General features: G+C 65.6%; 21 protein-coding genes. 7 read left to right on the forward strand and 14 right to left on the reverse strand.

Translation table 11 applies throughout. The features are described from left to right. Window positions 1-32 precede the first annotated feature (32 nt). Together AC5RVG_RS11980 and AC5RVG_RS11985 are read right to left on the reverse strand one after the other, a co-directional pair. A complete protein-coding gene (locus tag AC5RVG_RS11980; RefSeq protein ID WP_493999739.1) occupies window positions 33-1,217 on the reverse strand; it encodes a cation:proton antiporter in 1,185 nt (394 codons plus the stop codon). 2 nt (window positions 1,218-1,219) lie between these two features. Continuing rightward, on the reverse strand, window positions 1,220-1,711 hold the full coding sequence (locus AC5RVG_RS11985; RefSeq protein ID WP_493999740.1) for a cation:proton antiporter regulatory subunit: 492 nt from the start codon (window positions 1,709-1,711) through the stop codon (window positions 1,220-1,222). A gap of 309 nt (window positions 1,712-2,020) precedes the next feature. On the opposite strand from AC5RVG_RS11985, the gene AC5RVG_RS11990 reads away from it, so the two are divergent. Then, window positions 2,021-3,160 carry a glutamate--cysteine ligase gene (locus AC5RVG_RS11990; protein WP_494014004.1) on the forward strand — a complete coding sequence of 380 codons (1,140 nt, stop codon included), beginning with the start codon at window positions 2,021-2,023 and terminating at the stop codon, window positions 3,158-3,160. A gap of 49 nt (window positions 3,161-3,209) precedes the next feature. Here the strand turns inward: AC5RVG_RS11990 and AC5RVG_RS11995 are convergent, their stop codons facing one another. The 5 genes from AC5RVG_RS11995 to AC5RVG_RS12015 form a co-directional block, all read right to left on the reverse strand. Next, window positions 3,210-3,686, reverse strand: coding sequence for a VOC family protein (locus AC5RVG_RS11995; protein WP_494014005.1), 477 nt, complete (start codon window positions 3,684-3,686; stop codon window positions 3,210-3,212). 112 nt (window positions 3,687-3,798) lie between these two features. Next, the gene (locus tag AC5RVG_RS12000; RefSeq protein ID WP_494014006.1) at window positions 3,799-4,128 is read right to left on the reverse strand and encodes a hypothetical protein; all 330 of its coding nucleotides are present in this window, start codon (window positions 4,126-4,128) and stop codon (window positions 3,799-3,801) included. 226 nt (window positions 4,129-4,354) lie between these two features. Next, entirely contained in the window at window positions 4,355-4,879 is a 525-nt protein-coding gene (locus AC5RVG_RS12005; RefSeq protein WP_494014007.1) for a hypothetical protein, read from the reverse strand. Continuing rightward, entirely contained in the window at window positions 4,876-5,463 is a 588-nt protein-coding gene (locus AC5RVG_RS12010) for a sigma factor-like helix-turn-helix DNA-binding protein (RefSeq protein ID WP_494014008.1), read from the reverse strand. Before AC5RVG_RS12010 ends, AC5RVG_RS12005 begins: the two co-directional genes overlap by 4 nt. Before the next feature lie 62 nt (window positions 5,464-5,525). Beyond that, window positions 5,526-5,900: a VOC family protein gene (locus tag AC5RVG_RS12015; protein WP_494014009.1), complete on the reverse strand. Its 375-nt coding sequence runs from the start codon at window positions 5,898-5,900 to the stop codon at window positions 5,526-5,528. 136 nt (window positions 5,901-6,036) lie between these two features. Here AC5RVG_RS12015 and AC5RVG_RS12020 point away from each other — a divergent pair, with 136 nt between their 5' ends. After that, entirely contained in the window at window positions 6,037-6,444 is a 408-nt protein-coding gene (locus AC5RVG_RS12020) for a DUF3054 domain-containing protein (RefSeq protein WP_494014010.1), read from the forward strand. 47 nt (window positions 6,445-6,491) lie between these two features. Further along, window positions 6,492-6,773 carry an Lrp/AsnC family transcriptional regulator gene (locus AC5RVG_RS12025; protein WP_493978425.1) on the forward strand — a complete coding sequence of 94 codons (282 nt, stop codon included), beginning with the start codon at window positions 6,492-6,494 and terminating at the stop codon, window positions 6,771-6,773. Window positions 6,774-6,865: 92 nt separating this feature from the next. Here AC5RVG_RS12025 and trpD read toward each other — a convergent pair whose 3' ends face one another. Beyond that, window positions 6,866-7,918 (reverse strand): anthranilate phosphoribosyltransferase, encoded by a 1,053-nt coding sequence (trpD, locus tag AC5RVG_RS12030; RefSeq protein ID WP_494014011.1) that lies wholly within the window; start codon window positions 7,916-7,918, stop codon window positions 6,866-6,868. Window positions 7,919-8,066: 148 nt separating this feature from the next. Between trpD and ctaE the strand changes: the two genes are divergently transcribed. The 4 genes from ctaE (at window position 8,067) to qcrB (ending at window position 12,368) form a co-directional block, all read left to right on the forward strand. Beyond that, on the forward strand, window positions 8,067-8,705 hold the full coding sequence (ctaE, locus tag AC5RVG_RS12035; RefSeq protein ID WP_493999749.1) for an aa3-type cytochrome oxidase subunit III: 639 nt from the start codon (window positions 8,067-8,069) through the stop codon (window positions 8,703-8,705). Between the two features lie 82 nt (window positions 8,706-8,787). Continuing rightward, entirely contained in the window at window positions 8,788-9,600 is an 813-nt protein-coding gene (gene qcrC, locus AC5RVG_RS12040) for a cytochrome bc1 complex diheme cytochrome c subunit (RefSeq protein WP_493999750.1), read from the forward strand. 90 nt (window positions 9,601-9,690) lie between these two features. Continuing rightward, on the forward strand, window positions 9,691-10,719 hold the full coding sequence (qcrA, locus tag AC5RVG_RS12045) for a cytochrome bc1 complex Rieske iron-sulfur subunit (RefSeq protein ID WP_493978421.1): 1,029 nt from the start codon (window positions 9,691-9,693) through the stop codon (window positions 10,717-10,719). A 2-nt stretch (window positions 10,720-10,721) separates the two neighbouring features. Continuing rightward, window positions 10,722-12,368, forward strand: a complete 1,647-nt coding sequence (gene qcrB, locus AC5RVG_RS12050; protein ID WP_493999751.1) for a cytochrome bc1 complex cytochrome b subunit — start codon at window positions 10,722-10,724, stop codon at window positions 12,366-12,368. 235 nt (window positions 12,369-12,603) lie between these two features. Here the strand turns inward: qcrB and AC5RVG_RS12055 are convergent, their stop codons facing one another. The 6 genes from AC5RVG_RS12055 to AC5RVG_RS12080 all read right to left on the reverse strand — a co-directional run bounded on the left by AC5RVG_RS12055 (window position 12,604) and on the right by AC5RVG_RS12080 (window position 18,605). Beyond that, on the reverse strand, window positions 12,604-13,389 hold the full coding sequence (locus AC5RVG_RS12055) for a GntR family transcriptional regulator (protein ID WP_493999752.1): 786 nt from the start codon (window positions 13,387-13,389) through the stop codon (window positions 12,604-12,606). A gap of 143 nt (window positions 13,390-13,532) precedes the next feature. Further along, window positions 13,533-13,934 carry a cytochrome c oxidase subunit 4 gene (locus AC5RVG_RS12060; protein ID WP_493999753.1) on the reverse strand — a complete coding sequence of 134 codons (402 nt, stop codon included), beginning with the start codon at window positions 13,932-13,934 and terminating at the stop codon, window positions 13,533-13,535. Between the two features lie 2 nt (window positions 13,935-13,936). Next, window positions 13,937-15,664, reverse strand: coding sequence for an aa3-type cytochrome oxidase subunit I (gene ctaD, locus AC5RVG_RS12065; protein ID WP_493999754.1), 1,728 nt, complete (start codon window positions 15,662-15,664; stop codon window positions 13,937-13,939). Window positions 15,665-15,681: 17 nt separating this feature from the next. After that, window positions 15,682-16,527, reverse strand: a complete 846-nt coding sequence (gene ctaC / locus AC5RVG_RS12070; RefSeq protein WP_493999755.1) for an aa3-type cytochrome oxidase subunit II — start codon at window positions 16,525-16,527, stop codon at window positions 15,682-15,684. 173 nt (window positions 16,528-16,700) lie between these two features. Beyond that, window positions 16,701-17,087: a HesB/IscA family protein gene (locus AC5RVG_RS12075; protein WP_493978415.1), complete on the reverse strand. Its 387-nt coding sequence runs from the start codon at window positions 17,085-17,087 to the stop codon at window positions 16,701-16,703. A gap of 138 nt (window positions 17,088-17,225) precedes the next feature. Beyond that, window positions 17,226-18,605: a M20/M25/M40 family metallo-hydrolase gene (locus AC5RVG_RS12080; protein WP_494014012.1), complete on the reverse strand. Its 1,380-nt coding sequence runs from the start codon at window positions 18,603-18,605 to the stop codon at window positions 17,226-17,228. Window positions 18,606-18,611: the final 6 nt, after the last annotated feature.

An 18,611-nucleotide genomic window follows, 5' to 3' on the forward strand; every position in this document is an offset into this window, starting at 1 on the left:
CAGTTGGTGACAGTTTGCTTCATGTGGGGCCTTCACCTCGGTTCGGGGCCCGGTTTCGGCAGGCCCTTACCGTCCGCTCGAGGCACCCATGCGTCGCTGAAGCGGGCCAGAAGAGGACCTGCGACCGCCAGAATCATCACATATGCTGCGGCGATGGGCCCCACCACTGTGTAGCCTGCCGCAACCGCCAGACCGGCAATGACGACGGAAAACTCACCCCGGGTGACCAGGGCGGCCCCCGCCCGGAGCCGTCCACGCTGCCGCACGCCTTCCTTTCCTGCTGCCCACCAGCCTGTACCCAGTTTCGTAGCAGCGGTCACGACGGACAACAGCAGGGCTGCCGGCAGAATGGGCCACATGTCCGCAGGATCGATGGCCAGGCCGAAGGTCACAAAGAAGATCGCAGCAAAGAGGTCGCGCAGCGGGCTCAAAACGTGCCGGGCACGGTCGGCAAAGTGCTGAGGAATCGCTATGCCCACCAGGAACGCGCCGACTGCTGCGCTGGCGCCCATACCCTCGGCCACTCCGGCAACGGCCAATGTAATGCCGAGGAGGCGCAACATGACCTGTTCATTCTGGGGATGAGACAACAGACGTCCCATCCGATACCCGGCCTTGCGTGCCGCGACAAGGGCGAGTGTCACAGCGCTTGCGGCCAGGGCGACTCCCCCGGCTGCCTGCCAGGCTCCGCCGCCGGCAAGGACCACCACCAGGATGGGCAGGAACAGTGCCATGGCCATGTCTTCCAGGACCAGAATCGACAGCACCGCCGGCGTCTCCCGATTTCCCAAGCGGCCCAGGTCATCAAGCAACCTGGCGATGATGCCGGACGAGGATATCCAGGTGACTCCCCCAAGCGCCAAAGCCGCCTGCCACGGCAGCTGCAGCACCAGTCCCAGCAGGAATCCGGGTACTGCGTTCAGCAGGAAGTCGATCAAACCCGAGACACGATGCCGCTTGAGGCTGTACATCAGCTCGGCCGCGGAGAACTCGAGTCCCAGCAGGAGCAGCAAAAGGACAATGCCGATCTCCCCCGCGGTTTCCACGAAGGGCCCCGCGGCATGCACCGGCAGCAGTCCGTCCTCTCCGAACGGCAAGCCGGAAAGGAGGTAAAACGGGACCGGTGAAAGGCCAAGCCTGTGGGCCAGAAGCCCGAGCCCGGATAGGACGGTGAACAGCACTCCCAGTTCGATCAGGAGGAGCGACAGGTGTGTCACGTTCAGGTGGCGGTCGGCGCATTGATGAGGGCCTCAAGTGCGGCGAGCCCGTCGGCCGACCCCAGGGCTATCAGGTCATCGTTGGCCAGGAGTTGCTCTTGCGGGGTCGGGCCCGTGATCACGCGCTCTCCACGTATGATCGCCACGATTGAGCACCCCGTCCGGCTGCGGGCCTTGCTGTCGCCCAGAGCCCGGCCCGCATACGGTGAGTCGGGCCGAACGGTGAAGCGGCTGGTTTCCAATCCCGGGACCTCCCTGGAAAGATCCGCAAAGCGCTGCGTGATCCGGGGCGCGCCCAAGAGCTCGGCCAGCTGTAACGCTTCTTCCGGTTCCAATTGGAGCTTGCTGATTGCCCGGTCCGGATCGGCCTCGTCAAAGGTCAGGATGTCGGCCCCGCCATTCCGGTCTATCACCAGGGAAAAATTGACGTTGGTCCTCGTCTTGAGGTCATAACGCATGCCGACGCCGGGGAGCATGGTTTCGACGATTTCCACAGCACGATCCTAGGGTGAGGGCCGATATACGCCGGCTCGCAACGGCACAGACCCCGGGGCTGCAAAGCGGCCTTGCGAAGATCAGGCCGTGGGTTTTCTGATCGGTTGCGGGCCCTGCCGAAGGTGCATGCGCTCCTCCGTGACGGCTACGGTATCCCGTTTTGCGGCCCGGCGGGACCCCTGAATGCGGTCATGACCGCGGGCGAACCTGATCAACCGGCGTGAACGTGCCGCGTCCGGCCCCCAAGGAATGTCCGGCGGGCCGCGACAGTCTTTCGCCAAGCCCGCCTGTGGTGAACACTAAACAGCATGCGAACCTTTGGCGTGGAGGAAGAGCTGCTCCTGGTGGACGCCAAGACCGGCGCCCTGGCCTCCGTCTCGGAACAACTGCTCCGGAGGCAGGGAGAGCCTGCGACGTTGGATACACCTCGGGATACGGCGTCCCGCGGAGGCTACAAGGGCAGCCTGATGTCGGAGGTCAAGCAGGAACAGCTCGAAGCGGTGTCCGCTCCGTACAAGGATCTGCAGGAGCTGGCAGCGGGTATCAGGGCCGGGCGCGCCGAGGCTGACCGACAGGCGCGGCGTTTTGGCGCCAGGGCTGCAGCATTGGGCACCTATCCCCTGCCCGCCACTACCAGCCTCGTGCCGCGCCCGCGATACCAGGCCATGGAAGCCCGGTTCGGTCTGACCCTGCACGAACAGCTGACGTGCGGTTTCCACGTGCACGTTTCGGTTGCCTCCGATGAGGAAGCCGTTGCCGTGCTTGACCGGATCCGGGTCTGGCTGCCGGTCCTGCTAGCGCTGAGCACCAACTCCCCCTTTTGGCAGGGCGTGGACAGTGGCTACGCCAGCTTCCGCTACCAGGTCTGGAAACGGTGGCCCACCGCCGGGCCGACCGGCATCTTCGGCTCCCCCGCTGCCTACCACCAACTGTTGGGGATGCTGCTCGAGTGCGACGTGCTGCTGGATAAGGGCATGATCTATTTCGACGCGCGGCTCGGTCAACGGCATCCCACGGTTGAAATACGCGTGGCCGATGTCTGCCTGCAAGCGGAACAAGCTGCCGCCGTGGCCGCCTTGTGCCGGGCGCTGGTAGAGACGGCTGCCCGCCAATGGAGCGACGGCAGCCCGCCGCCTCCGGTACCGGCAGAGCTGCTGCGTCTTGCGTCCTGGCGGGCCAGCAGGTCAGGACTGGAAGACGAACTGCTCCACCCGTTGAAGAGCGACCGCACCCCGGCCCGAAACGTGGTCAGCGCCCTGCTCGAACACGTCGGCCCCGTGCTGGCGGAAACGGACGATCTGGAACCCATACAGGTCGTCGTCGACGGAATCCTTCGCGACGGCACCGGCGCGGCAAGGCAGCGGAGAGTCCTCGCGCGCCAGCACAGACTCACCGACGTCGTCTTCGACGCAGTCAGAAACACGCACCTGCCGGCCGGCATCCTGTGAGCACCCGGCCGGCGGCAGCGGACAGAATGGGCTCGCTGCGCACGAGGCGCTAGCCGGCGTCGTAGGCGCGCTGCAGTTCGGCGATGTCGATCTTCCGCATCTGCAGCATGGCTTCCATGGCACGTTGGGCCTTCTGCGCATCCGGCCCCCCGATCAGCCGCGGCAGCACCGAGGGAATGATTTGCCAGGACAATCCGTACTTGTCCTTGAGCCATCCGCATTGGCTCTCGGCACCGCCGTCGGCGGTCAGCGCGTCCCAGAGCCGGTCGACCTCCGCCTGGTCCTCGCAGTCCACCTGCAGGGACACGGCCTCATTAAACGTGAACTGGGCTCCCCCGTTCAGGGCCGTGAAGGACTGGCCGTCCAACTCGAACTCTACGGTCAGCACCTGGCCTTCCATCCCGGGACCGCTCTCGCCGTAATGCGTTACGTCCAGGATCTTCGAGTTCTTGAACAGCTGGACATAGAACTGTGCCGCCTCTTCGGCTTCGCTGTCGAACCACAGGCATGGCGTGATCTTCTGCATGATGGGCTCCTCCCCTGCGTCAGGCGTACCAGAACCGCCCCTCGAACGTCCATGAATCGGGTGTTCAACGTGAACCGGGCACCCACCGGCAGCCAAACATTATGCCTCCGGCTCAGCCGGGGGCACCGGCCAGCACCGGGGCCGTGGCGTCCCTGCCACCCGGGTCTATCACCTGCAGGCGGCACCCCTCCCCTTCGGGCGCCGCATAACCGGGAAGCTGCTTGCTTTCACTGCAGCGGTGAAGCTCTTCCAGCGCGGCAGCTTCAATCCGGGCATGCTGAAGGTTGATGGTGACGCCCCGACCGGGCGCAAGGGCGCTGGTGCGGCGAACCAACGAATACAGCGCCACGATGTTTCGGGTTGTCACGTGCCCGCGCACTTCAATATTGGCGGATTCCCGATCGATATCCAGCCGGACGACCACTCGCAGTTTGGGATCCATGCTTTGTCCCCTCAAGAGTTCCCCATGGCCGCTCCTTGACCGGTGATCATCATAAGAGGCCGAATGTGGCGTGGGCAACAGACCGCGGGCAATATTTCGTGGGGACGGAACACGGGCCCAGCAGGGGCGGCGGCAGCACCGGGCGGGACCGTGGTTTCTGTTACGGACTGCGCGCCGCTGGCCTGGCGCCGCCGCCGTGGCCCGGGAATGCCGAGCCCCCCTGCGCTCAGCGCAGGAGAACCGCGATGCCGGTAGCGGCCGCGGCCCACAGCACGCTCGCGAAGGTGCCCAGGATAAATCGCTCGGCCGCCCCGGACTGACCGAGTTCGGAATACCGACCCAGGCCTTTCACCGCGAGGACGACTGCCAATCCTTCCGGCCACTCGGCCAGCAGGGTGGCCGCGATGGCCGTCCGCTCGAGCACCCCGATCCAGGCCCCTCCGCGGAGCACCGGGGATGCTTCGGGGTCGGTGTGGTTGTCAGGGTGCGAGGCATTGAACGACAACCGCAGGATGGTCACGGTGGCCGGGCCACCGCCGATCGCGGCGGCCGCCACGCCCAGCGCATAGGCTGCCGGGCCTAGACCGCCCGACCCCAGGACCGCCAACAATGCCGCAATGCCCAGGAGCAACAGCGATACGGCGCTGGCGGCGTACAGCCAGCGGTTGCCCCGGCCCTGGAACCGCTCGAAGTACATGGGCGCCGCCACGGCCGCGGCCGCGCAGAGCGTGAGCAGTGCCATAATGCTCATCGGTCGGCCCCTTCCAGCAACGCTTGGGCCGCCAGCCGTGCGCGTCGCCACTCGGGCCAGAGCCCACTGTGCAGCCTGCTGGAGACGGCCTGCTGGGTGATCCCCAGCCGGTCGGCAATTTGCTGTTGTGTCAGTCCTTCATCACTGAGCAACCCGGCTTCCGTCGCCTGCCTGCTGCGCTTCCGTGCCACTGATACCAGCAACTGCAGCACCGCTTCGGCATGGCCGGCCTCCTCGCGGGCACCGGAGACGGCGACGTTGCCGGGCGATGTCTTGGCCGCGGTCACCGCTTCGCGCGCGCGCTCGAAGGCCTCGCCGGAACCCGCGCGGGTAGACTCCGGGAGCGGAGTGACGACCCCGCCCACGCCTATTCCCACGCTCCAGTGGTTGCTGACCGCCAGGTCCAGGGCAAGATCAGCCGCGACGGCAGGGTCGGCGACCACCGCCTGCATCTCGTCGCCGGCGGTGCGTTCGAAACCGCGCTCCAGCGGACGGGACGGGTCGTCATTCAGGGCGCTGAGCGCGCCCTCGACGAGGTCCACGTGGCGCCGGGAGCGCCGCTGATCGACCGTCAACACATACATACAAATCTGCTTCCTTGTTGCTCAAGAAACAAGTATGCAGGGTTGTGGGCACGGGTGCAACCTTAATGCTCCGCCTGCTCGTGGCTGACCAGCCCCACGAGATTGCCTTCCGAGTCGCGGATGAAGCCCATCCATTCATCCATGCCGGCAGGTCCCAAGGCACCATCGGCATGCCGGAAAATGATGTGTGGTTCTTCGGCAACCGGTATTCCCCGGGCGCGCAGTTCCTCGACCCGGTCCCGCACCGAGTCGACCTGCAGATACAACAGGGCGGCCGGCGCGCCCACCTCCAGCAGCAGCCGCACGCCGTCGAGATCGAAGAACACCAGGCCCGGAGGGTCGAAGACCCCGGCCGGCGGATAACCGAGCAGGTCGGTGTAGAAAGCGGTGGCCCGCTCGAGCTCGTGCACACCGAGCGCGACCTGTGCCAACTTCATGGCTTCCGCTCCTCCCCATCCGCCGCGGGCTTCGGCCCCTGACCAGCCGACCGGCTTCGGCCCCTGACCCGTCGCCAGGGACCCGACCGGCTCGTCCTCGAATCGTACGCCCGTGCCTGCCCGATAGTGTGGAGGGGTGACTGAAACAACGCCCCGGCTCCGCGCGGGCATCCCGTTGGTGGCAGCATCGCTCGCCCTGGACCTGGCCGCCGTCGTCATTTTTGCGGCGGCGGGCCGAGACACGCACGAACACGGAATGGCGCTGGCCGGAATCCTGATCACCGCGAGCCCGTTTCTGGCCGGGGCCCTCGTAGGCTGGCTGGCCTCGCGCGCCTGGCGCCGGCCGGCCGCCCTCTGGCCGACCGGAGTCGCGGTCTGGCTGGCCGCAGTGGCCCTGGGGCTCGCCCTTCGCGGCCTCGCGGGCGGCGGGCTCGCGCCGTCCTTCCAGATCGTGGCCTTCCTGGTGCTCGGCGCCCTGCTGTTGGGGTGGCGCGCGGCCGCCGCACTGTTCATCAAACTACGTTTCGCCCGACGGGTGGAATAACCTCGGACATAGGGAAGAACACCCAGTTCCAGCAGAAAGGCAGTGCAGTGGCTACAGCATTCGTTCTCATCCGCACCGATGCGACCCGGATTCCGGAGTGCGCCCAGGAGATCTCCGAGATAGAGGGCATCAGCGAGGTCTATTCGGTCACCGGGGAATGGGATTTGATCGCCGTCGCACGGGTCGCCAAGCACGACGAGCTGGCCGATGTCATCGCCGACCGGCTCTCGAAGGTCCAGGGCGTTCAGGCAACGACCACTCACATCGCCTTCCGCGCCTATTCCAAGCACGACCTGGATGCAGCCTTCTCGCTCGGGTTCGAGCACTAGGCTCCGCGGACAGGCGGAGTGCCCCGGACATTTTGTCCGGGGCACTCCCTGTTAATTGTTAAGCTGTTGCGCCCAACGCGCGGGCCGGAAGGTCAGCGGGTAGCGTCGATCCAGCGCTGCAGCGCCTCGGCCGCAGCACCGCTGTCGATGGCTTCCTCGGCCCGTTCCAAACCGGCGGCCAGCCGCTCCAGCAGCGGAGCGTCGGCTGTTGCCTCGTTGGCCACCAGGGCGGCGGCTGCGTTGAGGACGACGGCGTCGCGCACCGGCCCCTTGTCCCCCGCGAGCACGCGGCGCACCACTTCGGCATTCGCGGCGGCGTCCCCGCCACGCAGGTCGTCCAGCGTGGCCCGGGGGATGCCGAGGTCCAGCGGGTCCAGGGCGTGTTCCGTCACGGCGCCGCCGCGCACCTCCCATACCGACGAGGGGCCCGTGGTGGTCAGCTCGTCCAGCCCGTCCCCGCCGCGGAAGACGAGTGCGCGGATGCCCCGGGCGGCCAGCACGCCGGCGATGAGCGGCGCGAGCCGGGCATCGGCAACGCCGATGGCGGCCGCCGTGGGATTCGCCGGGTTGGTCATCGGTCCCATGAAGTTGAAGGCGGTGGCCACCCCGAGTTCCGCGCGCACCGCGCCCGCATAACGCATGGAGGGGTGGAACACCTGCGCGAAGCAAAACGTGATCCCCGCTTCGACGGCAGTTTGCGCCACGCGGTCCACCGGGAGGTCCAGGCGAACGCCCAGGGCTTCGATCACATCGGCCGAACCGGACGACGACGACGCGGCGCGGTTTCCGTGCTTGACGATCCGGGCCCCGGCCCCCGCGCACACCAGGGCGGCCATGGACGAGATGTTGACGGTGTTCTGCCGGTCCCCGCCGGTACCGACGATGTCCAGCTTCTCCCCCGGGATGTCGATCGGCCGGGCGTTGCCGACCATGGCCTCCACCAGGCCGGTCAGCTCGTCGACCGTCTCCCCCTTCGCCCGCAGCGCGACCAGGAAGCCGGCCATCTGCGCGTCGGAGGCCCCGCCGGACATGATTGTGTTCATCGCCCACTGGGTTTGGGCCGCCGTGAGGTCCTGCCGGGAGATCAGGGCAGAGATCAGTTCAGGCCAGGTGGGTGTGTTCTGAGCGTTGGGTTCGGTCGTCACTTCACTAGGTTATCTACGTTTTGTAGAAACTTCCGGATTGTTAACTTCCGCGCCGTTCCGCGGAATCCAGCGGTTCAGGAACCGGAACGCGGCGCCACGCGTTCAAATGCATTGGTGAAGTGGGCAGATTTATAGACATAATGGCCTTGTGACAACTGCAACCCATGCCCCCAGTACCCCGGCGCATCCAACGCTGAATCGCCCCAACCTGGTTTCCGTCGGAACCGTTGTGTGGCTCTCCAGCGAGCTGATGTTCTTCGCCGGCCTTTTCGCTATGTACTTCACCCTCCGCGCCACCTCCGGCGAGATGTGGGCGATGGAAACCGAGAAGTTGAATGTTCCGTTTGCGCTGGCCAACACCATCGTCCTGGTGTCCAGCTCCTTCACCTGCCAGTACGGCGTCTTCGCCGCAGAGCGCTTGCAGGCCCGCCGCTCCGGCGGGCTCTTCAATGTCGCCAAGTGGGGCATGGTCGAATGGTTCCTGCTGACATTCATCCTCGGCGCCATCTTCGTCTCCGTCCAGGCCTACGAATACGCGATGCTCGTCTCCGAAGGCGTCTCGATGTCCTCGAACTCCTACGGTTCCGCGTTCTACATCACCACCGGCTTCCACGGCCTCCACGTCACAGGCGGCCTCATCGCTTTCCTGCTGATCATCGGCCGCGCCTACGTCGCCAAGAAGTTCGGCCATTTCGAAGCCACATCGGCCATCGTCACGTCGTACTACTGGCACTTCGTCGACGTCGTGTGGATCGCTCTCTTCATCATCATCTACTTCCTTAAGTAGACGGCCGAAAGGTCCGCGCCTCGCTGCGAACCGAGCCAGCCGAACATCTACGCACACGCACCGCAAAGTTAGGAACCAACAAGTGAAGGCACTCTCCCAGAGGCGACGACATCCCCTGGCGGCCGTTGCCCTGCTGCTCATGGGATTGCTCGTCACCGGCGGACTGTACGCCGTTGCCGGGAACGTCAACGAGGCCAAGGCCCAAACCACCACCTTTTCCGCGCAGGACATCGAAGAGGGCGAGAAGCTCTTCGTGGCCAACTGCGCAACTTGTCACGGAATCGGTGCTGTCGGGGCCCCGGAGGGTGCGCACGGCAACCAGGCCGGTCCGTCGCTGATCGGCGTCGGCGCCGCAGCCGTGGACTTCCAGGTAGGAACCGGCCGCATGCCCATGCAGATGTCCGGCCCCCAGGCACTGGAAAAGCCGAACCAGTTCAACGAAGAGCAGACCATGCAGCTGGCGGCCTACGTAGCCTCCCTCGGCGCCGGTCCCGCGATTCCGGCGGATGAATTCCTCGACGTCTCCCAGGGTGATCCTGCGGCCGGCGGCGAGATCTTCCGGGTCAACTGCGCCATGTGCCACAACGCTGCCGCAGCAGGTGGTGCCCTGACGCGCGGCAAGTTCGCGCCGGCGCTTAGCGGCGTCAGCGAAGCGCACATCTACGAAGCCATGGCCACCGGTCCGCAGAACATGCCGGTGTTCAGCGACGCGAACATCTCCCCGGAGGAGAAGCGCGACGTCATCGCCTTCCTGAAGACCATCGAAGAGCAGCCCTCCCCCGGCGGGATCTCGCTTGGCGGGCTCGGCCCCGTGTCCGAGGGCCTGCTGATGTGGACGCTTGGATTGGGCGTGGTCATCGCGTTCACCATTTGGCTGACCCAGCGGTCTTCCTAACCTTCGCTTCCGGCGGCCCAACGGGCCGCCGGAGAAGCGCCAACAGTCATTAATGAGTTTTGAACTATTTAGAGAAGGATGAGAGGGATCATGGGCGACCATAGTCACGGCAGTCCGAACACCTCGGGCACCGTTGCTACGGCTGGTCAGAGCGACGTGGAGAAGTTTCAGGATCCTGGACTCCCCCCGCACCGCCCGCGCCGTGCCGACAAAGATCCCCGTGCGGAAAAGCGAGCCGAACGCCAGGTTGCGATACTCTTCGTAATCTCCATCATCGGCACCGTACTTTTCTTCGTCGGGTACTTTGGCATCCGCTTGGATGACACCACCGCAACGCTGCGACTGCAGAACTTCACCCTCGGCATGGGCACCGCTTTTGCCATGCTGGGCATTGGCGTGGGCATTGTCCACTGGGCCAAGACCCTCATGCCGGACCACGAGATCGTCGAAGAGCGCCACGAGGTCCGCACCGAGGAAGACCGCAAGGACGCCGAGCAGATCATCGGCCAGGTCCTGGACGAGTCCGGCATCTCCCGCCGCCCGCTGATCCGCAACACCCTGATCGGCGCCGGCGTGCTGGCGATCCTGCCGGCCATCGGCATTTTCCGCGACCTGTCCAAGGATTTGAACCCGGAGGTGCTGCGGCACACCATGTGGGACGCAGGCGTCCGGTTGACCCGCGACCCCAGCGGCACCCCGATCAAGGCCTCGGATGTCACCATTGGTTCCGCGTTCCACGTTATCCCCGAGGGGCTCAACGAGGCCGAGCACAAGCTCGAGGAGAAGGCCAAGGCCGTCGTCCTCCTGATGCGCCTGAATCCCGACGTCCTCCAGGTCTCCCCAGGCCGCGAAGACTGGAACTACAATGGCATCGTTGCGTACTCCAAGATCTGTACCCACGTTGGCTGCCCGGTGGCGCTGTACGAACAGCACACGCACCACCTGCTCTGCCCTTGCCACCAGTCGACCTTCGATGCCGCCCAGGAATGCAAGGTAGTGTTCGGCCCGGCCGCGCACGCCCTTCCCCAGCTGCCGATCAGCGTCGACGACGAGGGCTACCTGATCGCCACGAGCGATTTCCATGAACCTGTCGGACCGAGCTACTGGGAGCGTGGCTAAGCATGAGCGCTTCAACTGATACCTACGTACCCAAGACGCGGGTCGGGCGGATCACCAACTTCGTCGATACCCGCGTCGGCGGTTCGGGGATCGTCAAGGAATTCGGTCGGAAGATCTTCCCCGACCACTGGTCCTTCATGTTCGGCGAAGTGGCGCTGTACTCCTTCGTCATCCTGCTGCTCACCGGAACGTTCCTGACGTTCTTCTTCGATCCTTCGATGGCCGAGACGCACTACGACGGACCGTACGTCCCGCTCAAGGGCGTCGAAATGTCCGTCGCCTACCAGTCCACCCTGGAGATCTCGTTCGAGGTCCGCGGCGGCCTGTTCATGCGCCAACTGCACCACTGGTCTGCGCTGCTGTTCGTTGCCTCGGTCTCGTTCCACATGCTGCGCGTGTTCTTCACCGGCGCGTTCCGCCGCCCGCGTGAGCTGAACTGGGTTGTCGGCTGCGTCCTGTTGATCCTGGCCCTGGCAGCCGGCTTCACCGGCTACTCCCTGCCGGACGACCTGCTCTCCGGTAACGGCCTGCGCATCATCGACGGCGTGATCAAGGCAATCCCCTTGGTTGGTACCTACATATCGCTGTTGCTGTTCGGCGGCGAGTTCCCGGGTACGGACATCGTGGGCCGCCTGTACGTGCTCCACATCCTGCTGGTCCCGGCCTTGATCCTCCTGATGATCGCCGTCCACCTGTTCATGGTTGTCGTGCACAAGCACACCCAGTACCCCGGCCCCGGCCGTTCCGAGACCAACGTCGTCGGCTTCCCGATCGGCCCGGTCTACGCGGCCAAGGCAGGCGGCTTCTTCTTCGTTGTCTTCGGCATCCTGGCCGTCATTGCCGCGAACTTCCAGATTCTGGCGATCTGGGACTACGGCCCTTACGACCCCTCCCCCGTCTCGGCCGGTACCCAGCCTGACTGGTACATCGGCTGGGTGGACGGCGCGCTGCGCCTAATGCCCGGTGTGGGCGAGTTCGTGATCTTCGGCCGGACCATTTCGCTGAACGTGCTCATCCCGGCCCTCGGCCCGGCGGCCCTGCTGTTCACCGTGATGTTCGCCTGGCCGTGGATCGAAAGCTGGGTGACCAAGGACACCCGCGAGCACCACATCCTGGACCGCCCGCGCAACGTCCCGTTCCGCACCGCCACCGGCGTCGCCGGCATCGTCTTCTACTCGGTGATGTGGGCAGCTGCCAGCTCCGACTTGATCGCCACGCACTTCCACGTGTCGCTCAACGACGTGACCTACTGGCTGCGCGCCCTGTTCTTCCTGGGCCCGATCCTCGGCTTTATCGTCACGCGCCGCATTTGCCTGGCGCTGCAGCGCAAGGACCGCGAGATCGCCCTCCATGGCCGGGAGACCGGACGCATTGTCCGCCTGCCGCATGGCGAGTTCATCGAGGTCCACGAGCCGCTGAACGAGTACAAGCAGTACCGGCTGGTCAGCTACGAGTCGCCCGAGGTAATCCCGGCGCAGCCGAACAGGGCCGGGCACATCAAGCGCTCCGAGAAGCTGCGCGGTGCCCTGTCCCGGTTCTTCTTCGAAGACCGTGTGGCACCGGTTACCCCGGCCGAGCTGGAGGCTGCACATAGCCACCACGCCGAGGTCGAGGCACCCGCCGAGAAGGCGGAAGTCACCGCCCGCTAAGGCAATATCCACATAGAGAAATGGCCCCGGACCTGGTCCGGGGCCATTTCTCTGTGTCTCGCCCTTTTGCCTCACCCGCGGTGGGGCACCCTGCGTATACCGGGCGGGACGGGCTCTCACGGCGACCACGGGCGGCACGCGGCCGCACGGCGCTCCCCCGGCGCAGCAGTAGCTCTGGGCCCGGCCGGCGGCGCCGTTTGCGGCCGGGACGGCCTTCAGCAGCGCCGTACAGCCCTTAGAAGCGCTTGACGTTGTAGGAACGCGGCGCGCGTCCTCCGGGCCGTTGCAGCGGCACCCACAGCTTGTACCGGTCCGCGCGGTAATACGAGATCGAGAAGTCGACCATGGTCTTGGAGACGTAGGCATGCCGCTGGATTTTCAGCAGCGGCGATCCGATGTCCACGCTCAGGAGCCGCGCGATGGAGGGCTGGGCCGCGGTCGCCTCAATCGTGTCCTCGCCCCACTCCATGATGAGTCCGTACCGTTCGCTCAAGACGTTATACAGCGACGACGGCGGGCCCTCGTCGAGGATCCCCGGCACGCGCTGCGCCGGAATGAAGTTTTCGTCCACGCTCATCGGTTCGGCGTCCGCCAGCAGCAGGCGGCGGAAGCGCACCACCGGCTGCCCCTCCTCGATCTGCAGCTCGCGGGCCACCAGCGGGGTGGCGCCGATCTGCTCGAAGCTGAGGACACGGGCATCGGGAACCATGCCGCGCCGTTGCATCTCTTCGCTGTAGGAGGTGAGCTTGACCTGCAGGTCCAGCTTCGGCTGCCGCACAAACGTTCCCAGGCCGACAATCCGTTCGAGCACCTGTTCGGCGACCAGAGAGTCGATCGCCTGGCGCACGGTCATCCTCGCCACGCCGAAGCGTTCGGCCAGCTCCCTCTCCGAGGGAAAAGCGGCCCCGGGTTCGCAGCGCTCCTGTGCATGCCTGCGCAAAATGTCCCTGAGCTGGACGTGCTTGGCGGTACGGGAGGAGCCATCGAGCCCACCCTCGATCGCGGCGGCGTTCACGGACATGCGGCCTCCTGCTCAGCCGGTTGGAATCCCCTTCATCCTATCCGGTCTAGACCAGCGTCGCCGCGCCCGGCCGCCCGGCGGGGACGACGAAAGGGTCCGGAACCCTGACGGTTCCGGACCCTTTCGTCGTGTAGTTGCGGGAATCAGTGCGCGTGGTCCCCGCGGCTGTATTCGTAGACCCAGCCGATGATGGCCACCGTGGTCAGGCCGACGGCGATGTAGACGATCCACCAGCCGACCGCCAGGCCCATGAACCCTGTGGCGGCACCCAGACCGAGCACGATCGGCCACCAGCTCCACGGGCTGAACATGCCCTGCTCGCCGGCACCCTCATGGATCTCGGCGTCGACCCGGTCCTCCGGACGGGCACCGATGCGCCGCGCCGTAAACCAGAGGTAACCGCCGATCATCAGGGACAATCCGGCCGTCAGGTACAGCGCCAGCCAGCCGACAGGCTCTTCCCAGTTCCCCATGTAGCCGTAGACGGTGGCAACGAGGGCGAAGAACGGCGCAAGCGCAATGAATAGCCAGGCTTCAATCTTCACAGTTATGCGTCCTTCTGGTCAGCGGGACCGGCCATCTGGGCCACCGGTGCCGGAGTCGTCGGGGTGTGCCGCGGTGCCAGCTCCGGGTGGTGCAGGTCCAGGGCGGGGCGCTCCGACCGGATGCGGGGCAGCGAGGTGAAGTTGTGCCGCGGCGGCGGGCAGGAGGTCGCCCACTCAAGCGAACCACCGAAGCCCCAGGGGTCGTCGACCTCGACCTTCTTGCCGTTGCGCCAGGTGATGTAGACGTTCCAGAAGAACGGGATCATCGAGGCGCCCAACACGAAGGATGCAACCGTGGAGAACTGGTTCATCGCGGTGAACCCGTCTTCCGGCATGTAGTCGGCGTAGCGACGGGGCATGCCCTCGACGCCGAGCCAGTGCTGGATGAGGAAGGTGCCGTGGAAGCCCAGGAACAGCATCCAGAAGTGGATCTTGCCGAGGCGCTCGTTGAGCATCTTGCCGGTCCACTTGGGCCACCAGAAGTAGAAGCCTGCGAACATTGCGAACACGACGGTGCCGAAGACCACGTAGTGGAAGTGCGCCACCACGAAGTAGGTGTCGGAGACGTGGAAGTCCAGCGGCGGCGAAGCCAGGATGATGCCGGTCAGGCCGCCGAACAGGAAGGTCGCCAGGAAGCCCAGGCTCCACAGCATGGGCGTCTCGAAGGTGATCGATCCGCGCCACATGGTGCCGATCCAGTTGAAGAACTTCACCCCGGTGGGCACCGCGATGAGCATCGTCATGAAGGCGAAGAACGGCAGCAGCACCGAGCCGGTGACGTACATGTGGTGGGCCCACACCGTCACGGACAGCGCGGCGATGGCGATCGTGGCGTAGACCAGGCCCTTGTATCCGAAGATCGGTTTGCGGCTGAACACCGGGAAGATCTCGGAAACGATGCCGAAGAACGGCAGGGCGATGATGTAAACCTCTGGGTGGCCGAAGAACCAGAACAGGTGCTGCCAGAGGATGGCACCGCCGTTCTCCGGGTTGAAGATGTGCGCACCCAAGCGCCGGTCGGCGCCGAGGGCGAACAGCGCCGAGGCCAGGGGCGGGAATGCCATCATGACGAGGATGGCGGTGACCAGCGTGTTCCAAGTGAAGATCGGCATCCGCCACATGGTCAGGCCCGGGGCGCGCATGGTGATGATCGTGGTGATGAAGTTGACCGAACCGAGGATGGTGCCGAAGCCGGACAGCGCCAGGCCAAAGACCCACAAGTCCCCGCCGACTCCCGGGGAGAAGGTGGTGTTGGACAACGGTGCATAGGCAAACCAGCCGAAGGAAGCGGCGCCCTGCGGGGTAATGAAACCGGCCACCGCAATGATGCTGCCGAACAGGAAGAACCAGAAAGCCAGCGCGTTCAGGCGCGGGAACGCTACGTCGGGGGCACCGATCTGCAGCGGCATGATGACGTTGGCGAAGCCGGCAAACAGCGGCGTGGCGAACATCAGCAGCATCACCGTGCCGTGCATGGTGAACAGCTGGTTGTACTGTTCCTTGGTCTGCAGGATCTGCATGCCGGGCTCGAACAGTTCGGCGCGGATGACCAAGGCCATCACGCCGCCGAGGCAGAAGAAGATGAACGACGCGATCAGGTACATGTACCCGATGGTCTTGTGGTCCGTGGAGGTGATCCAGTTGACGACGATGCGCCCCTTGGACACCGGCACGACGCGCGGAGCTACCGTGGTAGCCCGGTCGTCAGCTGTGTATTCGTACGTTGACACTTGTGGCCCTCGCTCCTTTACTCAGACGCTTCAGCGTAGGGGTTGCGGTCGTACTCTTCGCCGAGCTGGCCGTCCTTGAGCCGCGCCATCTGAGCGTCGAATTCAGCCTCGGAGACCACCGCGACACGGAAGAGCATTTCGGAGTGGTACTCGCCACAAAGCTCGGCGCACTTGCCGTCGTAGATGCCCTCACGGGTGGGGGTGAAGTTCAGGAAGTTGGTCTTGCCCGGGATCATGTCCACCTTCTGCAGGAAGGCGGGAACCCAGAACGAGTGGATGACGTCGCGGGAGTTGATCTGCAGCTCCACGCTCTGGTTGACCGGCAGGTACAGCGTGGGCAGGGTCTCCGGGACGCCGGTCTCGCCGGTCAGGTGGGCCTGCACGCCGGCAAAGTACTTGTCCTGCTTGACGTAGTTGAAGTCCCAGGCCCACTGCTTGCCGCGCACGTCGACGACGACGTCGGGGTTGTCCACCCGCTCGGTGATGTTGGACGTGGTCTTGTCCGTGAAGTAAAAAAAGACCATGACCATGACCACGGGAACCGCGGTGTAGAAGATCTCCAGCGGCAGGTTGTAGCTCAGCTGGCGCGGGTAACCCGTTTCGTCCTTGCGGCGGCGGTACGCGATGATGCACCAGAGGATCAGGCCCCAGGTCACGACACCGACGGCCAGCGCGGCGATCCATCCGTTGACCCACAAATCAATGATTTCGGGCGTGTGGTTGGTAACGTCCCGCTCGGTGGGCAACCAACCCAAACGGACTTCTTCTGAACATCCCGTCAACAACAACGCACCGAGTGCACCCAGACCTGTAGCCTTGGCGATTCTGGCGCGTCGACTGCCGGTTCGAACCTGCGAACTCACAGACGGCCCTTCCTCTTTGTTTCGTGCAAGTGATGCGGCCATGGCAGAGCTGAGCCTGGCCGCATATCCAGTTTTACTACTCACTGTAGAGCTTACCCGCCCACATGACTTCCATGTGACAGGCTCCCCCGTGCGTCGGCCGTCCCGGCGGCCGGAGAGCGCCCTGCAGGCCCTTAGTGGAAGGAGTCTCCACAGGCGCAGGAGCCACCGGCGTTCGGGTTGTCGATGGTGAAGCCCTGCTTGGAAATCGTGTCCTCGAAGTCGATCGAGGCGCCCGAGAGGTAAGGAACGCTCATCTTGTCGACGACGACCTCGACCCCGTCGAAATCACGGACAGCGTCTCCGTCGAGCATCCGCTCGTCGAAGTACAGCTGGTAGATCAGGCCGGAGCATCCGCCCGGCTGTACGGCAACGCGCAGGCGCAGATCCGTGCGGCCTTCCTGCTCCAGGAGGCTGCGGACCTTTCCGGCGGCGACGTCGGTCAAAGCAACTTCATGCGTGGGCAGTTCTGCCGCTTCGGGTGCCGTGGTGGGGGCGGACGAGTTGGTCGTTGCGCTCATTGCACTTCCTTATCTATTTCGGGCCGTCCGGTGACCTGCTGCTATTACTCAGTGGTGCGTCGGGCTTCCCATCCATCGTACGTCTGGTGGGCCGAAATGGGATAACTCTCCCCCGCCTCCAGCCTGGCGCGAACAGGCCTAGAGTCCCTCGCCGTTCAGCCGTGCCAGGAGCAGCGCCTGGGCCAGGACCGCGTTGCGGAAGTCCCCGAGATGCAGCGACTCGTTGGCCGAGTGCGCCCGCGAATCGGGGTCCTCGACGCCGGTGATCAGGATCTGTGCCTCCGGATAGACCTCCGTGAGGTCGGCGATGAACGGGATGGACCCGCCCATGCCGGCCTCCACCGGCAGCGTGCCCCACGCCTGCTCCAGGGCCCACAGCGCCGCCCGGGCCGCCGGCGCGGAGGTGTCGGTGGCAAACGCGTGGCCGCGTTCCCCCGGCACGAACGTGGCGGCGGCGCCGAAGGGCGCGTGGGCGGCAACATGCGCGGCCACCGCCTCCATCGCCCGGTCCGGATCCTGTCCCGGTGCCAGCCGCAGGCTGATCTTGGCGCGGGCGGCGGGGATCAAGGTGTTGGACGCGAGCTCGACGCTGGGGGCGTCAAAGCCGATCACCGACAAGGCCGGCTTGTTCCAGAGCCGGTCGGCAATGCTTCCGGTGCCCGCAAGCCGCACGGACTCGAGCACCGACGAATCGCGGCGGAAGTCTTCTTCCGGATAGTCCACCGAGGCGGCGGGAGCGGACACGAGGCCCTCGATGGCGACCGACCCGTCGTCGTCGTGGAAGGTGGCAATCAGCCGGGCCAGCAGCGTGGGCGCGTCCAGCAGCGGCCCGCCGAACATGCCCGAATGGACGGCGTGTTCCAACACCCGCAGCTCCACGGTGCCGTCCACCAGGCCACGCAGGCTCGTGGTCAGTGCCGGGACGCCGACCTTCCAGTTGCTGGAGTCGGCGACGATGATGGCGTCTGCCCGCAGCAGTTCGCGGTGAGCTTCGAGGAACGGGCGGAAGCTTGGCGAGCCGGCCTCCTCCTCCCCCTCGATAAACAACGTGATGCCGAGCCCGAAATCGTCTCCGAGGACCTCCAGCAGCGTGCGCAGCGAGGACAGGTGGACCATGATCCCGGCCTTGTCGTCGGCCGTTCCGCGCCCATAGAGGCGGCCGTCGATCTCCGTGGCCTTGAACGGTTCCGTCCGCCAGAGCGCCGGGTCCCCCGGCGGCTGCACGTCGTGGTGGGCATACAACAGGACGGTCGGCTTGCCGGCCGCGGCCGGGCGGCGGGCCACGACGGCGGGGCCGCCGGCGGCCTCGCCGTTCGCGACGCTGAGGATCTGCACGTCCTCCAGGCCCAGCTCCCGGACCATGCCGGCTACGGCATCCGCGCTGCGCGCCAGGTCCTCCGGGTCGAAGGCCGGCCAGGCGATCCCCGGGATCGAAACCAGCTGTTCCAACGAGGAGATGGTGAGCCCCATGCCGGCGTCGACCGCGGCCGCAAGTTCGTCTACGTTCACATTGGTCATAGTCGA

The sequence above is a fragment of the Arthrobacter senegalensis genome, from assembly GCF_059091765.1.

Bases quoted from the DNA above. Each gene is read 5' to 3' on its own strand.
- AC5RVG_RS12015 (WP_494014009.1), bottom strand. From the start codon at position 5,900: ATGAAGTTGGCACAGGTCGCGCTCGGTGTGCACGAGCTCGAGCGGGCC.
- qcrB (WP_493999751.1), top strand. From the start codon at position 10,722: ATGAGCGCTTCAACTGATACCTACGTACCCAAGACGCGGGTCGGGCGG.
- qcrA (WP_493978421.1), top strand. From the start codon at position 9,691: ATGGGCGACCATAGTCACGGCAGTCCGAACACCTCGGGCACCGTTGCT.
- AC5RVG_RS12005 (WP_494014007.1), bottom strand. From the start codon at position 4,879: ATGAGCATTATGGCACTGCTCACGCTCTGCGCGGCCGCGGCCGTGGCG.
- AC5RVG_RS12075 (WP_493978415.1), bottom strand. From the start codon at position 17,087: ATGAGCGCAACGACCAACTCGTCCGCCCCCACCACGGCACCCGAAGCG.
- AC5RVG_RS11990 (WP_494014004.1), top strand. From the start codon at position 2,021: ATGCGAACCTTTGGCGTGGAGGAAGAGCTGCTCCTGGTGGACGCCAAG.
- AC5RVG_RS12000 (WP_494014006.1), bottom strand. From the start codon at position 4,128: ATGGATCCCAAACTGCGAGTGGTCGTCCGGCTGGATATCGATCGGGAA.
- AC5RVG_RS12010 (WP_494014008.1), bottom strand. From the start codon at position 5,463: ATGTATGTGTTGACGGTCGATCAGCGGCGCTCCCGGCGCCACGTGGAC.
- AC5RVG_RS12055 (WP_493999752.1), bottom strand. From the start codon at position 13,389: ATGTCCGTGAACGCCGCCGCGATCGAGGGTGGGCTCGATGGCTCCTCC.
- AC5RVG_RS11995 (WP_494014005.1), bottom strand. From the start codon at position 3,686: ATGCAGAAGATCACGCCATGCCTGTGGTTCGACAGCGAAGCCGAAGAG.
- AC5RVG_RS12080 (WP_494014012.1), bottom strand. From the start codon at position 18,605: ATGACCAATGTGAACGTAGACGAACTTGCGGCCGCGGTCGACGCCGGC.